The 14,823-nt window shown below is 41.0% G+C and carries 19 protein-coding genes; 1 reads left to right on the top strand and 18 read right to left on the bottom strand.

Annotated elements, in window-relative coordinates; translation table 11 throughout:
- Nucleotides 1-143: 143 nt before the first annotated feature.
- The 7 genes from AC623_RS20135 to metG form a co-directional block, all read right to left on the bottom strand.
- A complete protein-coding gene (locus tag AC623_RS20135; RefSeq protein WP_049666022.1) occupies nucleotides 144-320 on the bottom strand; it encodes a small, acid-soluble spore protein, alpha/beta type in 177 nt (58 codons plus the stop codon).
- 330 nt (nucleotides 321-650) lie between these two features.
- Nucleotides 651-905: a biofilm formation stimulator Veg gene (gene veg, locus AC623_RS20130; protein ID WP_049666021.1), complete on the bottom strand. Its 255-nt coding sequence runs from the start codon at nucleotides 903-905 to the stop codon at nucleotides 651-653.
- Nucleotides 906-1,090: 185 nt separating this feature from the next.
- Nucleotides 1,091-1,969, bottom strand: a complete 879-nt coding sequence (gene yabG / locus AC623_RS20125; RefSeq protein WP_049666018.1) for a sporulation peptidase YabG — start codon at nucleotides 1,967-1,969, stop codon at nucleotides 1,091-1,093.
- 135 nt (nucleotides 1,970-2,104) lie between these two features.
- Nucleotides 2,105-2,980 carry a 16S rRNA (adenine(1518)-N(6)/adenine(1519)-N(6))-dimethyltransferase RsmA gene (gene rsmA / locus AC623_RS20120; protein ID WP_049666017.1) on the bottom strand — a complete coding sequence of 292 codons (876 nt, stop codon included), beginning with the start codon at nucleotides 2,978-2,980 and terminating at the stop codon, nucleotides 2,105-2,107.
- On the bottom strand, nucleotides 2,977-3,534 hold the full coding sequence (gene rnmV, locus AC623_RS20115) for a ribonuclease M5 (protein ID WP_049666014.1): 558 nt from the start codon (nucleotides 3,532-3,534) through the stop codon (nucleotides 2,977-2,979). The genes rsmA and rnmV overlap by 4 nt, the downstream gene beginning before the upstream one ends.
- An 8-nt stretch (nucleotides 3,535-3,542) precedes the next feature.
- Complete coding sequence (locus AC623_RS20110) at nucleotides 3,543-4,313, bottom strand: TatD family hydrolase (RefSeq protein WP_049666012.1); 771 nt, start codon at nucleotides 4,311-4,313, stop codon at nucleotides 3,543-3,545.
- Nucleotides 4,314-4,402: 89 nt separating this feature from the next.
- A complete protein-coding gene (gene metG, locus AC623_RS20105; protein WP_269429932.1) occupies nucleotides 4,403-6,409 on the bottom strand; it encodes a methionine--tRNA ligase in 2,007 nt (668 codons plus the stop codon).
- A 432-nt stretch (nucleotides 6,410-6,841) separates the two neighbouring features.
- On the opposite strand from metG, the gene AC623_RS20100 reads away from it, so the two are divergent.
- Nucleotides 6,842-7,126, top strand: coding sequence for an AbrB/MazE/SpoVT family DNA-binding domain-containing protein (locus AC623_RS20100; RefSeq protein WP_049666009.1), 285 nt, complete (start codon nucleotides 6,842-6,844; stop codon nucleotides 7,124-7,126).
- Nucleotides 7,127-7,154: 28 nt separating this feature from the next.
- Here AC623_RS20100 and rsmI read toward each other — a convergent pair whose 3' ends face one another.
- From rsmI to AC623_RS20045, 11 genes are all read right to left on the bottom strand, one after another.
- Nucleotides 7,155-8,027: a 16S rRNA (cytidine(1402)-2'-O)-methyltransferase gene (gene rsmI / locus AC623_RS20095; protein ID WP_049666840.1), complete on the bottom strand. Its 873-nt coding sequence runs from the start codon at nucleotides 8,025-8,027 to the stop codon at nucleotides 7,155-7,157.
- Nucleotides 7,999-8,295 (bottom strand): GIY-YIG nuclease family protein, encoded by a 297-nt coding sequence (locus AC623_RS20090; RefSeq protein ID WP_049666007.1) that lies wholly within the window; start codon nucleotides 8,293-8,295, stop codon nucleotides 7,999-8,001. The genes rsmI and AC623_RS20090 overlap by 29 nt, the downstream gene beginning before the upstream one ends.
- Nucleotides 8,279-9,025 (bottom strand): tRNA1(Val) (adenine(37)-N6)-methyltransferase, encoded by a 747-nt coding sequence (locus AC623_RS20085; protein WP_049666004.1) that lies wholly within the window; start codon nucleotides 9,023-9,025, stop codon nucleotides 8,279-8,281. Before AC623_RS20085 ends, AC623_RS20090 begins: the two co-directional genes overlap by 17 nt.
- A 146-nt stretch (nucleotides 9,026-9,171) precedes the next feature.
- Nucleotides 9,172-9,540 (bottom strand): DNA replication initiation control protein YabA, encoded by a 369-nt coding sequence (gene yabA, locus AC623_RS20080; RefSeq protein ID WP_049666003.1) that lies wholly within the window; start codon nucleotides 9,538-9,540, stop codon nucleotides 9,172-9,174.
- Between the two features lie 13 nt (nucleotides 9,541-9,553).
- Entirely contained in the window at nucleotides 9,554-10,381 is an 828-nt protein-coding gene (locus AC623_RS20075; protein ID WP_049666001.1) for a PSP1 domain-containing protein, read from the bottom strand.
- Nucleotides 10,374-11,375 (bottom strand): DNA polymerase III subunit delta', encoded by a 1,002-nt coding sequence (gene holB, locus AC623_RS20070; protein WP_442853546.1) that lies wholly within the window; start codon nucleotides 11,373-11,375, stop codon nucleotides 10,374-10,376. Before holB ends, AC623_RS20075 begins: the two co-directional genes overlap by 8 nt.
- A gap of 12 nt (nucleotides 11,376-11,387) precedes the next feature.
- Nucleotides 11,388-11,828, bottom strand: a complete 441-nt coding sequence (locus AC623_RS20065; protein WP_049665998.1) for a YaaR family protein — start codon at nucleotides 11,826-11,828, stop codon at nucleotides 11,388-11,390.
- Between the two features lie 15 nt (nucleotides 11,829-11,843).
- A complete protein-coding gene (locus AC623_RS20060; RefSeq protein WP_049665996.1) occupies nucleotides 11,844-12,173 on the bottom strand; it encodes a cyclic-di-AMP receptor in 330 nt (109 codons plus the stop codon).
- 112 nt (nucleotides 12,174-12,285) lie between these two features.
- Entirely contained in the window at nucleotides 12,286-12,939 is a 654-nt protein-coding gene (tmk, locus tag AC623_RS20055; RefSeq protein WP_049666838.1) for a dTMP kinase, read from the bottom strand.
- A gap of 13 nt (nucleotides 12,940-12,952) precedes the next feature.
- Complete coding sequence (locus AC623_RS20050; RefSeq protein WP_049665995.1) at nucleotides 12,953-14,395, bottom strand: aminotransferase class I/II-fold pyridoxal phosphate-dependent enzyme; 1,443 nt, start codon at nucleotides 14,393-14,395, stop codon at nucleotides 12,953-12,955.
- 61 nt (nucleotides 14,396-14,456) lie between these two features.
- The gene (locus AC623_RS20045) at nucleotides 14,457-14,648 is read right to left on the bottom strand and encodes a sigma factor G inhibitor Gin (RefSeq protein ID WP_049665993.1); all 192 of its coding nucleotides are present in this window, start codon (nucleotides 14,646-14,648) and stop codon (nucleotides 14,457-14,459) included.
- Nucleotides 14,649-14,823: the final 175 nt, after the last annotated feature.

Here is a 14,823-nt window from a genome sequence, read left to right as displayed (position 1 = left end):
TACAATTAGTTTAGCTTATTTTATCATAAAGTCGATTAGGAGTTGTAAATATGATGTAGGATGGAGTAATTTTCTATATAAAAAGAGACCGGGTTTCCTCCCCGATCTCTTAGCGGCGTTTCAGTTAGAAGTCAACTACCGTGTCAGCGCTTGTTAACGAGGTGGTTTTCTGCAAGTTCAATTGCTCTCTTTACCATGTTGCCAGCATCACGAGCTGTAATTCCGCCCCAGCCTTCCCGTTGAACAGTGTCATAAAACCCTAGCTCTTTCGCAAGCTCTTCCTTCAATTGGTCAGACATAATCCCTCTTCTTCTGCCCATTCGTTTTCCTCCTTCTGCCGCCATTTATAGCTTAACCAGCCCGTTTAAAACGATTAGCGGAAAATGAAGGGAAGCATCAAATGCGGAGAGCACCGATTATCGACGTCAAACATAAGACAAGCTGGCTGAAGAACTGGAAGACAACCAATCCAGAAGGCCTTGACCAGTCCCGACAGACCATGTTCCTCTCTCAAAAAGTTTGTTTTTGGCGTCTACAGGGAAAAGTTAAGTATTCCTGGAGCACTTAGTTGACTCAAAAGTAAATTAGAATACATCCCTTTATTTTTAAAACAAATAAAAAAGCAGTAAACAATATTGTTTACTGCAAACTTAAACGGCGCTTCCTGCTGCGTCTTCAAATGTTAATTCTACTGTTTCTGTCAACACATCTGCATAGCTGTATGACACTCTTTCAAATGCGTTTTCATCTTGATCTAACTCTACTACGAAGACTGCTTGGTATGTTTCAGCTAGAACACCAGATCGCTCAATCGTTTTTCGGCGTCCCCCGTTTGCCTTCAACAACAGTCTTTTTCCTAAATTTGAATCAAGAGATTTTTTAATGTCGGCTAATGTTTTTGGCATCCGCTTCCACCTCACTATTTTTATAATACCATGATTTAAATAGCAAGTCAAATAAATAAAATATTTTATCAACCAGTGCCCCCTTTTGTCAACGTTTTTTATTTTACAAAAACCTGCTTTTTTCATCATATTTTTAGCGTGCCCAATAATTCAATAACCATGACAAAATTGTTTTTTAGCGTTCTTTATTCCTCTTCAGGAGGCTGAAAAGGCATGCCAACCCGAAGCAATCCCTTCGTTTCAATTCCGCCGAGCCCTTTATTTCCTGTCAGTGTGTTTCTAAGTACTTCGCGTACATCTACAAGCTCGTTAAACGGCGTAAAACCGATTTTAGATGAAATATAAACAGGATCGAGTGCATGAATATTTACACGAAAGGGCGAACTGGCAAAGTTGGCCCCCGCCCGGATTAAGGACTCAAAATGCGATTGACAGGCCCCGGCAAAAATAACTAACTGATCTAGATGCGGAATTTTCTTTCGCGCCAGCCGAACAGTTTGAACAAAGTATTTTGAGTGACGATATGCATTTATATCTGATTTACTTCCCTTCGTTTTCGAATAAGAGTCATGACCAGTGATGACTAATATATCTGGACGATATTCATCAATTAACGATAAAATTTTCTGCGGCATTTCTTCTTCCAGGCAGTGTACTCCATAAACGGGAAGGCCGATTTTTTCATAAGCAGCTAAGCATTTTTTTAAATAGTTAGGATCGCCGTCCATGTGGAGTACCCTGCCTGGTATTTGAAAAACGTCATTTTCATTCCGATAACACTTTGTTGCCCTGTACTCCTGTCTTTCCTTAATTAGCTCTAGTTCTTGTCTAAATAAATGCAGCGATTGTTCTTCACGCATCCTCGTATCACGTGTCATTCTCTGCTGCTCATCGGGGTCTACTTCTAATAAATCGGAGAACGGGGCATCTGCAATCAGCCGATAATCTTCTCCTGATAAAATCGCTATTTTGCCTTCCTCTGTCTCTTTAATCTCCATTACCCGGAACAATATGTCATTCCCATAAGACGGGCGGCTAACAATAGAATTAATACGAATCACCATGTGATCATCCCCGTTAATTTTTACTCTTCTAGTTATCCTATGCAAGAGAAGTATAATTGGGGAATACAGATATATAGCTGATAAAAAACAGCCCTGAAAATAAAATATCCGCCCCGATAATGAGGCGGATACTTCTTAATCAAAAACAGGATAAAGAGCATTGGCGAGTCGGGCAAATTCCTCAAGTGAAAGGGACTCTCCTCTCCTCGACGGTTCTATTTCGGCTTGCTGAAGCGCCTCTAAGATCTGCTCTTTTTTTTCCTTTCCGGCAGGCAATTGATTCGTTAAGTTATTTAAAATGGTCTTCCGGCGCTGGGCAAAAGAAGCGCGGGTAACGGTAAAGAAAAACTCTTCATTCGTCACTTCTACAGCCGGACGCTCTCTTCTAAGCAGCTTAATAATGGCAGAGTCAACATTTGGCTGCGGCATAAAGACGGTTTTAGGTACGATAAAAGCGGTCGTTGCTTCCATATAATATTGAATAGCAATCGAAAGCGAGCCGTAATCTTTCGTGCCCGGCTTAGCTGAAATGCGATCAGCCACTTCCTTTTGAAGCATCACCACCATCCCCTTAAAAGGGACTTTGTCTTCAAGCAGCTTCATGATAATGGGTGTTGTAATATAATAAGGCAAATTAGCTACTACCATCAGCTGTTCAAAATCGGAAAATTCTTGCTCCGTGATTTGCGCCACATCTGCTTTTAATATATCTTCGTGAATGATTTTTACATTATCATAAGGAGAAAGCGTATCAGATAGAACCGGCAAAAGCCGCTGGTCAATTTCAAAGGCTACTACTTTTCCCGCCGTACGAGCTAAATGTTCAGTCAAAGCGCCAATTCCAGGGCCAATTTCGATTGCTCCTGTTTCTTTTGTCAGCTCAGCTGTTTCTGTAATTCTACGCAAAATATTCGGGTCGACTAAAAAGTTTTGTCCTAGGCTCTTTTTGAAAGAAAAACCGTATTTTTCTAAGATCTCTTTCGTTCGCGTAGGGGTGGCAATATCTTTCATGTTTTTTCCTCCTGCAACACTTCTTTTAAAGCGCGAGCAAACTGTTCCTGTGTAATTTGGAACATCAGCAGGCGTTTGTATAACTGCTTGCCGTTCGTATAGCCAATCCGAAGCTTTTCGCCGAGCTTCTGCCTTCTTTCTTTTGCCTGAGGCCCTCCAATAAGTCCAGCATCCACCAAATCTTCTTTTGAAATTTGCTCTGCGGCTTCTTTTTCTACCGTCTGGGCATCTTTTAGGGCTTTGCGGATTGCTTCTACAGATGCGTGCTCGACCCCAACACCTCTCCCTCTCTTTTCAATGGCTTCGTGCTTTGGCAAGAAAGCATGCTTGCAATCGGGCACCTGCTCGGCAACAATGTGCCTAATCCGTTCTCCGGGATAATCGGGATCCGTAAAAATAATAACCCCTCTCGTCTCGTGTGCCAGCTTAATTCTCTCAATCACAGCATCTGACACCGCCGAACCATTCGTTTCTATCGTATCGGCATTCACTGCCCTCTTAATCGCTGTTGTATCGTCTTTTCCTTCTACAACAATAATTTCTTTTATTTTCATCTTATCACTCACCGCTCAATACGAAACAGCTTACGGGCATTTTCTGTTGTTGCTTGTGCCACTTCTTCGTAGTTTATTCCTTTCAGTTCAGCAATTTGTTCTGCTACTAATTTTACATAAGCCGGCTCATTGCGCTTGCCGCGATAAGGGTGGGGAGCGAGATACGGACAGTCCGTTTCAATTAGCAGCTTATCAAGTGGAATATCGGCTGCCACCTCTTTTGGCTTTTTGGCATTTTTAAAGGTCACGGGACCGCCAAGAGAGATGTAAAAGTTCATATCTACACATTCACGGGCTGTTTCAACACTGCCACTGAAGCAATGCATAATGCCGCCTACTTCCTCGGCTCCTTCTTCCTTCAAAATCTCAACGATATCCTGTGTGGCTTCCCGATTATGAATAATGATGGGGAGCTTCACTTTTTTAGCTAGCTGGATTTGCTTGCGAAATACTTCTTTCTGAACATCTTTGGGCGACTTGTCCCAATGGTAGTCAAGCCCCATCTCCCCTAAGGCAACGACTTTCGGATGTGCCGCCAGCTCTTCCAGCCAAGCGAGATCCTCTTCTTTCATGTCGATTGCATCAACCGGATGCCAGCCGACACTTGCATATAAAAAGTCATACTTTTCAATTAGTTCAAGTGCTTTTTCAATTGTTAGGCGATCAAAGCCGACCACGACCATGTTTTCTACGCCTGCTTCTTGAGCCCGTTCAATTACTTCTGCTATATCTTCTTTATATTGTTCAGCATTTAAATGAACATGTGTATCGAATAACAATCTTTTCATCCTTTCTAAAAGAAAAACATAGACGTTTCCGTCGAATAATTGTTCCACGTGAAACATTCTATGTTTTTCAATCGACTCATTTATTTAATCCGCGAACCATTTGGCAAGTTTTCATCCACACTAACTAATGATAATACGCCATCAGCTTTACCAGCAAGGATCATGCCTTGTGATAATTCCCCACGTAATTTAACTGGCTTTAAGTTAGCGACGACGATTACTTTACGGCCGACTAGTTCTTCTGGCTTGTAAAATTCAGCAATCCCGGAAACGACCTGGCGCTTTTCAAAGCCAAGATCCAATTGAAGCTTTAATAATTTATCAGCTTTTTTAACTGGCTCTGCAGCAATAACCGTTGCGGATCTTAAATCAATGTTCATGAAGTCATCAATGGTAATTTCATCAGCTAGTTCAACCTTTGGCTCTTCTTTCGGTTCTTCTTTTTTCTCGGGAGTGCCTTGCATTTTCTCTTTGATGTAGGCAATTTCTTCCTCAATATCAAGGCGAGGGAAAATTGGCTCTCCTTTTTTCACGACTGTTGTTCCTTCTGGTATCAATCCGAATTGAGACAGGCTGTCCCATAATTGCAGCTGTTCATCTTGAATGTTCAACTGTTCGAAAATCTTCTTCGGTGTTTGTGTCAAGAATGGTTTTAGCATAACAGCCATTCTGCGTAAAGATTCTGCTAAATGAACCATGACATCGCCGAGTTTCTCTTTCTCTTCCGCTTTAGCAAGTACCCATGGCTGTGTTTCATCAATATACTTATTCGTACGGCTAACAAGCTGCCAGAGGGCTGACAATGCAACGGAAAATTCCATCTTCTCCATCGCTTCTTCATATTGTTTCACTGTTTCCATGTTCATTTGCTCAAGCTGTTGATCAAACTCTCCAGTTGACCCTTTGTATGTTGGGATTACACCATGAAAATATTTATTGATCATGGCAACAGTACGATTTAATAAGTTACCTAAATCGTTAGCTAGATCGTAATTAATGCGTTCAACGAAGCCTTCTGGTGTAAAGACGCCATCTGAACCGAATGGCACCTCACGCAGTAAATAATAACGAAGAGCATCGAGTCCATAACGGTCAATCAACGTAACTGGATCGACTACATTGCCTTTTGACTTCGACATCTTTCCATCTTTCATGAGCAGCCATCCATGGGCAAATACCTTTTTAGGAAGAGGCAAATCAAGCGCCATCAGCATAATTGGCCAATAAATTGTATGGAAGCGCACAATTTCCTTGCCGACAAGGTGTACATCAGCCGGCCAATATTTTTGGTACTTCTCATCATGATCCGTTCCATATCCAAGAGCAGTAATATAGTTAGAAAGCGCATCGATCCATACGTAAATAACATGCTTTGGATCCCCTGGCACCTTGATACCCCAGTCAAAAGTTGTTCGGGATACAGCTAAATCCTCTAGCCCTGGCTTAATAAAGTTATTAATCATTTCATTTTTACGAGATTCCGGCTGAATAAAGTCTGGATTCTCCTCGTAATACTTTAGCAGACGATCTGCATACTTGCTCATCTTGAAGAAATAAGATTGTTCTTTTACCTTCTCAACAGGGCGGCCGCAGTCTGGACAGTTGCCATTTTCCAATTGGCGTTCTGTAAAGAAAGACTCACACGGTGTACAGTACCAGCCCTCATATTCGTCTAGATAAATATCGCCTTGATCTAATAGCTGTTTAAAGATTTTTTCGACAATGTCCTTGTGACGAGTCTGTGTTGTACGAATGAAATCATCATAAGAGATGTCTAGCTTGTTCCATAACTCTTGAATGCCAGAGACAATATTGTCGACATATTGCTGCGGAGTTACGCCTGTTTCTTCCGCTTTGCGTTGAATTTTTTGTCCATGCTCATCTGTACCTGTTAAGTACATGACATCAAATCCGCGAAGTCTCTTATAACGCGCCATAGCGTCACCTGCTACCGTTGTATAAGCATGTCCGATATGAAGATTTCCACTCGGATAATAAATCGGTGTCGTTAGATAAAATGTGTTCTTTTGATCATTCATCTTGTACCCCTCCTCAAAACGCTGATTCTTATGTAGAAAAGCCCTCACCCGGCGGTTGAGAGCTTTCTTTTACATTCATGCCCCTAGCGGACAATTCATACTAAATTTTATTGACATTATGACTATTATACAAAAAAAATATACATAAGATATGGTTAAAGAGCCACTTCTTTTATTTTCTCTTATTCAACGACAATTGTAAATATTAAACTCTCTTATCTTAGTTAATTTTAAAGGATTCGACATGGAACTCAATTAATTCGACATTTTTTTTATTTTTCATTTCCAATTTATTACTCAAAACTTAAAAACCTTGTTATATCAGCATTTCAAGCGCTTTACATTCCCTGGTAAAATTACATTTTCTTGTTGACGACGTTGGGAATAGCTGGTATGATAAGATCATAAGTGAAAAATATGTCGAAAATTGACGATTAAGCTTTATATTTTAAATAAATTAGTTTGGAAGGAGCAAAAAAAATGAAATCAACAGGTATTGTTCGTAAAGTTGACGAATTAGGACGGGTGGTTATCCCAATCGAACTTCGCCGTACATTAGGGATTGCTGAAAAGGATGCGTTAGAAATTTACGTAGACGACGACAAAATCATTCTTAAAAAATATAAACCTAGCATGACTTGCCACATTACAGGTGAAGTTTCTGATGATAATATCAAGCTTGCAGGCGGAAAATTAATTCTTAGCCGTGAAGGTGCAGAACAATTGATGAAAGAAATTTCCGAGTCATTTGCTTCTACAAAATAATAAAAACGAGCCGGTGCGGCTCGTTTTTTTATTTTATATGATAAGTTTGGTACACATCCCGTTTTCCCATATTCCGATCAACAGCCGTCTGTTTAATAGCTTCTTTTGAAGACAGATTCTTTTCATTAATGTAATAGTCAACATGATCAACCACAGAGTAAGAGGACCACCATTCATCGGCTTCCTCTTCCTCCGCCTCTTCGTTCCCTTCAACGATTAAACAAAATTCCCCTAGAATTTCTTCTTCTTTTGACCAAACGAGTGCCTCTGAAATGGTTCCTCGCAGAAACTCTTCAAATTTCTTTGTCAGTTCCCGGCACAATACAATTTTTCGGCTCTCTCCTAATATTTCAGCCATAAGGGAGAGGGTATCCTTCAAGCGATGCGGTGATTCATACAAAATAAACGTGTCACGCACTTTATTCAACTCAGCTAGCTGCCATTTCTTTTCTTTTTTATGCCGGCTTAAAAAGCCGTAAAAATAAAATGGCTGAGGAGCAAGACCTGAAGCAATAAGAGCGGTCAGCGCAGCATTTGCGCCAGGCAGCGGAACAACGGTTAAGCCTTCTCTGATTACAGCGGCGGTCAGTTCATAGCCTGGATCTGAAATAGATGGCATTCCTGCATCGCTTACTAGGGCTACTTTTTCTCCCTGCTTAATGCGTTCAAGAAGGTGTTTGCCACTCACTTCTTTATTATGCTCATGATAACTTGTTATGGGAGTAGCTATTTCGAAGTAATTGCATAATTTTTTTGTATTACGGGTATCTTCAGCAGCAATGACATCCGCTTCCTTCATGATTCGAATCGCTCGAAACGTCATGTCCTCTAAATTCCCAATTGGTGTAGGAACTAAATAAAGAGCTCCTTCCTCATGGATAAAACTTTTTTGTTTCCTGATCATAGTGGCAGCCCTCCCTTTGCAAATAATGAATCTTCTGCTTTCGTGTCAGCTGTTTAAAAGCATATTCCGCCTGCATCGCTTCTGTCACGGTGTCAAACTTTTCCGAATGAATCAGACGCACAGGTCCTCTTCCTCGTGTATACTTTGCCCCTTTTCCAGAGTTATGGGCCTTTAGTCTTTTTTCTAAATCGGTCGTATAGCCCCCATATAATGAGTGATCTTTACACTCTAACACGTAGAAAAAATGTTCATTGTTCTTCTCCATATAACATCTCTCTTACTTCTGCTGTATATTCACCTTGCCCATCGTACACAAACAATGGCGGTAATATTTTTAAGTCGGGCGCTCCATCTTTCATGCCCTCAATCAGTACCGTGTTGGCTTCTTTTCCCTTTTTCGGATAAACAAAGCGAAGGCGCTTTGGCTCTAAGCGATATTTTCTCATGAGCGTCACTAGATCTAATAATCTTCCCGGACGGTGAACAAATGCCGCTTTTCCTCCTTGTTTTAAAAGCTCGCTGCTCGAGCGGATACAATCCTCAAGCGTACAATAGATTTCATGGCGGGCAATGGCCAAATGTTCATTCATATTTAACTCTTTGTCAGATGGTGTGACAAAATACGGAGGATTGCACGTCACCACGCTGTGCTTTTCGTACCCTAATTGTGCGGGAGCCTCTTTTAAGTCGCCGTGTACCATAGAAATTCTGTCTTCTAACCCGTTGTACTCAATGCTGCGAACAGCCATATTGTACAATCGCTCCTGAATCTCCACGCCAATGATCGGTACCTTTGTTTTAGCGCTCATTAGGAGCGGCACCACTCCGTTTCCCGAGCATAAATCAACAATCGAGCCTTTCTTAGCAGGAAGATAGGCAAATCTCGCAAGGAGTACAGCATCAAGAGAAAAAGCAAAGACGGACGGACTTTGAATAATTCGCAGTTCCTCCGCCAGCAAATAATCGAGCCTTTCATCACCTTTTAATAGAACCATTTCCTTCTTTCCTCCTGTTTTTACAAAAAAGAAAGACTGTCCCGACAGGCCTGACTGCTGCTTCACTTAGGAAGGATGTCACCTCTTCTTAAATGATTGACAGTTCCGGTACCGGCCTCCGTGGACAGCCTCATCAACATGCTCTATTATTTTTTATTTAAAAACGATAAACAAAACAAGCAATCTTCGTCTTTGCGCGGACTTCCAAAATGAATATTGCAAATATGAAAACCTTCTTGATAAAGCCTTGCCAGGTTATCATATCCCTCGCCTATATCCATTAGTTTTGAGAAGCTTTTGCTGCTAGTCTCTTTGTCCAATTCTTGTCCAGCTTGATCATGAGAAAGTTCAATCTCTTCAAGGCGGCGTCGTAAATGTTCATTCTCCAATTGTAATGAATGGTTTTCTTCCATCATTTTTACTAAACCTTTTTTCAACTCTCCCAGCTGTTTATACAGCTGGCCAATCTGCATTTCCATATCGCTGACCGAATCAAGAAATTCTTTTTTTTCCACCCGTTCCACCCCATCACTCTGTGGCTTGTACTGACACGGCACCTTCCGCCCCAATTTCATCCATGGTGAACTCAAGGATTCGTTCGTGATTGAATACCTCTACTTGAAGCACCCGTTCTAGAATATTCAAACCGACAACTTTTCCAGCACCATGAGGGGTGTTCACTTTCGTACCTATATCAGGAAGAAGCTCTTTTGCTGCTTCATATTCATCGTTTTCATATTTCAAGCAGCACATTAAACGACCACACAAACCTGAAATTTTAGTCGGATTTAATGAGAGGTTCTGATCCTTCGCCATTTTTATTGAAACTGGCTCGAAATCTCCTAGAAAAGTCGAGCAGCAAAGCATTCTGCCACATGGCCCGATTCCACCAAGCATTTTAGCTTCGTCACGGACCCCAATTTGCCGAAGTTCAATTCTTGTTCGGAAAATAGCGGCTAAATCTTTTACAAGCTCCCGGAAATCCACTCTTCCATCTGCTGTAAAATAAAAGATCACTTTGTTGCGATCAAACGTATATTCAACATCAACAAGCTTCATATCCAACTGATGCTCAGAAATTTTCTGGCAGCATATTTCAAAAGCTTCTGCTGCTGCTGACTTATTCTCTTCCACAATTAAGCGGTCTTTCTGGTCAGCTTTACGGATGACTTTCTTTAAAGGAAGGACGATATCATCATCATCCACCTTCTTCGGCCCTACAACTACTTCGCCGTGTTCTACACCTCTGGCAGTTTCCACAATGACATGGTCATTTTTCTCAACGCCTAGATCCATTGGATCAAAATAATATATTTTACCCGCTTTTTTAAAGCGTACTCCTACTACATCATACAAAGGATGCTCCCCCCTGCAATTTTAGCACAAGCTGCTCCATTAGCAGCTGTGGATTCATATTAGCATCAAGTTTCCGCTTTGCTTCTAAAATAGCAGTTATCTGCTCTGTTGTATTTACAATGGAAGAATGAAGAGCCGTATTCTTGAGCAAGGCAAGCTGGTCAGGATAAGCAAGACCTTGCTCTTCTCCTGTCTGGATAGACAGCAAATCTTTGAAAAGCAGCAACAAAAGATCGAGTGCAACGCTGACTTGTTGTTTATCTTTAAAATGCCCGTTAAAGTCCTCCTGTAATTTCACCATTGCTTCTAATGGGTTTTTTAGCAGGACTTCGTATAATTTTAACACTATCTTACGTGACTGTGCAAACCACTCTTCGGTACCCAGACGAAACGCTTCGTCAAAATTGTTTGTCAGCCTTGAAACCAGTGCAGCCATCGGCAGGGAAACTTCTTTTTCAATTAATTTATTTTTTAGGAGAGCGGGAGGCAGCGGTTTAAAAGAGAGGAGCTGGCAACGGGACAGAATCGTTGGAAGCATTCGCTGCGCCTGTTCAGTTAAGAGCAGCGCCACTGTGTCGGCTGCTGGCTCTTCTAAGAACTTCAGCAAGCTATTAGCGGCACTAGCTGTCATTTTATCTGCGTGATTGATAATATATATTTTTCTGTTTGATTCTACAGCTGTTTTACTAAATTCCTGCTGTAAGTACACAATCTGTTGTTTTTTTATCGATAGACCATCAGGTTCGACCATATGGACATCCGGATGGTTGCCGCTATCAATCCGACGGCAATTGGTGCACTCGTTGCAAGGCCTGTCACCTGCTTCTTCACAAAGTAAGCTTTTTGCAAAATAAAAAGCGGTTTTCTTCTTGCCTGTTCCCGGGTCGCCCTCAAATAAATAAGCGTGAGCCACTCGATCTTTTGTCAGGCTATTGGTTATCATTTTGAGTACAATAGGCTGCAGTTCATTTAAATCTTTCCATATATCGGACACTTTCATCCCCGCCTATGTGTATAAATTTATAATGAGTCCTTTAATTTCGCCAATTTTGTCTAATAAATCGACGGATGATTTTTCCCGATTCATGACGTCCTCTGTCAGTTCAATCAATTTCTCGTCAATTGTTTCAACTGTTTTTAATTTACGTCCTTCACCAAATTGATTCCACGTATGAGAATTTTTTAAATTCATGCCAAAGTCTACAGCTTCTTTAATAAAGCGTCGTACAAGTGTTTTATATTTTGCCATATCTTGAAATGTTCGCGAGCGGGCTAATCTTTCTCCCGCTCCCTCGATATCAACAAGCAATTTCGTCAGCTGTTCTGTTTTCATCTGTTGGCCTTGGTGCTGAACCAGTCCTGCAAACTTTGATTGGCCTGTTTGTCCAGGCTTCTGGTCTGTCCACGGTTTATCTATATTAAAATTTAGATCCTTGTTGATTTTCATTGAATATTTCCCCTGTTAGAATTGATGAAATTGCTCCACTGGCAAGACAAATACAGTCGCTCCGCCTACCGGAACTTCCACAGGATAAGGAACATAAGAATCCGCATTGCCTCCCATTGGGGAAACAGGTGCTACCATCTGATCCCGTGACTGGCAATTATCTTTAATAATAGCAAGTGCCCGATCAAGCCGAATATCATCTGTCCCAATAATAAAGGTTGTGTTTCCAGCTTTTAAAAACCCGCCTGTCGTAGCAAGTTTTGTGGCCCGAAAGTTATTTTCTATCAAAGCTTGTGATAAACGATGGCTGTCCTGATCCTGTACCACTGCCAAAATTAATTTCATTCCTCTTCCTCCTCTTTCTTTCCTCTTTCTTCTATTATACCAAGAAAAAGAGTGTTTTTTTGAATTGTACAAACAATATTAATAAAAAAGAACTCCTTTTACAGGAATTCTTTTAACATTGCTGGCCGAGAGATTGTTCTTCAACTTTAGCCAAAATCAATTTTAGGCTTTCCTGATAAACTGATTGAATAGGAGCCTCTGCATCTATAACGGCTATACGTTCAGGGAATTTATCTGCCAGCTGCAAATATCCTTCTCTTACCTTCTCATGAAATGACAAGGCCTCTAAGTCTAAACGGTTTACCTCCCGCTCCTTATGCGCTTTAATGCGCTCTAGCCCCACTTCCGGGCGAACATCAAATAATAAGGTTAAATGAGGCATAAGCTCGCCAATCGCAAATCGATTGATCTCATATACGGCCTTTATTCCCAACCCTCGCGCATATCCTTGGTAAGCAAGGGAACTATCGATAAAGCGGTCGCAAAGCACGATGTGTCCTTCCTTAAGGGCAGGACTCACCTTCTCGACGAGATGCTGCCTTCTCGCTGCCGCATACAATAAAGCTTCCGTTCGCCCATCCATTGAAATATTTTCTTTATTTAAGATCACTTCCCGAATTTGTTCAGCAATCGCAATACCGCCTGGCTCCCGGGTTGCCATAACGACTTGTCCTTTTTCTTCAAGCCCTTGTTTGAGCTTTTGGATAATACTTGTTTTGCCGGCTCCCTCTGGTCCTTCAATAGTAATAAAAACGCCTTGTCTCATATAATCCTCCGCATTATTCATGATTGTCACTTTCCCCAGCAAAAACAGCTAGTTTCTTTTCTTGCAATTGCTGCCCTCCCTGTATATGTACCCCTTCCGCGAGCAATTTCTCCATTGCAGCCGCCTGTTCTGTAAATATTTTTTCTCCCGCTATAATTAACGGAATACCTGGAGGGTAAGGAATAATGGTTTCTGCTGCAATCCTGCCTGCTGCTTTTCGTACAGGTATCCACTCAATTTGATAATTCTCCTGCTCTCTATACGACAAAGCAAGAGGAGAAACTTTCTTCTGACTGGGCACTGGTACAGTAGAGAGAAAACTTTCTTCCCTCTCCTCTATTATAAACTTTGATAACTTTTTCTCCACGTCACTAAAAAATCCAATTTCTCCTTGTTTCACTAAAGGAAGTATACATAGCACTTGTACTGGATCCGCCATCTCTGTGTAGATATCTGCCTCTTCTAATCTTTTTTGTAATTCATAACCACTATATCCCCGCTTTCTAAGCAATAATTTTAAAGGATCATCAGAAAACATAACTACTATTCCTTTCTTATGAAACTGCAAAGACAGCTTTTCTCTCATTTGCAGCATAAAAGATTGATCCTCTTCAGTTATACTCGCTAAATAAGCCCTGGCTGCATCTAATGAAGCCATAATAGGGTAAGAGGGACTACTCGATTGTAACGCTTGCAGATAAAACTCTAGTTTCGCAATCGGTACTTTCTCTGATTGCACGTGAAGGTAAGAGCCCATTGTCATGGCTGGAAGCATTTTATGGGCGGAATGAACAACAATATCTGCCCCTAATCTTAAAGAACTTTTTGGAAAAGGAGAGCGCAGTGTGAAATGAGGACCATGAGCCTCATCGACAAGGACAAAGGAACCGTGCCGCTTTGCCAGTCTAATTATTTCTTCAAGCTCTCCTGTCATTCCATAATAAGTAGGATACGTGAAGATAACCGCTTTTGCAGAAGGAAAACGGCTATACGCTTCCCTAATCGCATCTAAACTAACTTGTCCAGCCGCCTGTATACGGCTATCATATGCAGTATCTAAAAATACTGGCTTTAGCTTCGCCAATTTCAAGGCATGAAAAATGGATTTGTGGGAATTACGCTGTACGAAAACAATATCTCCTTCTTCGCATACAGACATCACCATTGCTAGATTCCCAACTGTACTGCCGTTCACTAAAAAATAACTTTTTCTCGTGTTATATAAGTCTGTTAGCAACTGCTGCGCTTCTAAAATGCAGCCTTCGGGTGAGTGAAGATCATCCAGACCTGTAATTTCAGTTACGTCATAAGGTAAAAAGTTTCGAAAATCTGCAGGCAGCCATTCCTTCGTTAACATACCATTTTTATGGCCAGGTACATGAAAAGACAACGGCTGCTGCTTTATATGTTGTTGTAATGCATGAATAAGTGGGGTATGTGTTTGCTTTAATTTCAATGAATATCCTGCCTTTTCTATCTATACTTTTCTCTTAGCCTAACATACTAGAGCGAGGAGATCACGAGAAAACAGAAGGCTTTCTTATTTTGCCCAGTTTTTTCACAAGCTGTTCGTACTTTTCAGTTCCAGGTTCTGTTTGAACAATTTCTCTTTCACATTCCCAACAAACAAAAGCAGTATATACATACATACCGTCTTCTTTCTCTTCTTCACATACTACACAAGTCTTCCCTTTATACAATTTTTTCAACTTCTCCACCTCCTGAAAGCTAGTATGTCCTTTGTTTGTTAAAAATATACGAATCTAGTGATTTTCTATAGATTCTTAAGAGCACGTTTTAAATCGCTTTCCGAGGAACCCCTTTAACAGGACCTAAACACAAAAAAAGAACAGCTAAATGCTGTTCTTTTTTCACTGGCAACGT

It is taken from the genome of Bacillus sp. FJAT-27231 (assembly GCF_001183975.1).
GTDB lineage: Bacteria > Bacillota > Bacilli > Bacillales > Domibacillaceae > Pseudobacillus > Pseudobacillus wudalianchiensis.
Note: the sequence above shows the minus strand (reverse complement) of the source record. Positions and strands in the feature narration are given on the sequence as shown.

Bases quoted from the DNA above. Each gene is read 5' to 3' on its own strand.
- AC623_RS20065 (WP_049665998.1), bottom strand. From the start codon at position 11,828: ATGAAAATCAACAAGGATCTAAATTTTAATATAGATAAACCGTGGACA.
- AC623_RS20090 (WP_049666007.1), bottom strand. From the start codon at position 8,295: ATGGAGAAGAACAATGAACATTTTTTCTACGTGTTAGAGTGTAAAGAT.
- yabG (WP_049666018.1), bottom strand. From the start codon at position 1,969: ATGGTGATTCGTATTAATTCTATTGTTAGCCGCCCGTCTTATGGGAAT.
- tmk (WP_049666838.1), bottom strand. From the start codon at position 12,939: ATGAGACAAGGCGTTTTTATTACTATTGAAGGACCAGAGGGAGCCGGC.
- AC623_RS20135 (WP_049666022.1), bottom strand. From the start codon at position 320: ATGGGCAGAAGAAGAGGGATTATGTCTGACCAATTGAAGGAAGAGCTT.
- AC623_RS20100 (WP_049666009.1), top strand. From the start codon at position 6,842: ATGAAATCAACAGGTATTGTTCGTAAAGTTGACGAATTAGGACGGGTG.
- rnmV (WP_049666014.1), bottom strand. From the start codon at position 3,534: ATGAAAATAAAAGAAATTATTGTTGTAGAAGGAAAAGACGATACAACA.
- AC623_RS20085 (WP_049666004.1), bottom strand. From the start codon at position 9,025: ATGGTTCTATTAAAAGGTGATGAAAGGCTCGATTATTTGCTGGCGGAG.
- rsmA (WP_049666017.1), bottom strand. From the start codon at position 2,980: ATGAAAGATATTGCCACCCCTACGCGAACGAAAGAGATCTTAGAAAAA.
- AC623_RS20060 (WP_049665996.1), bottom strand. From the start codon at position 12,173: ATGAAATTAATTTTGGCAGTGGTACAGGATCAGGACAGCCATCGTTTA.
- veg (WP_049666021.1), bottom strand. From the start codon at position 905: ATGCCAAAAACATTAGCCGACATTAAAAAATCTCTTGATTCAAATTTA.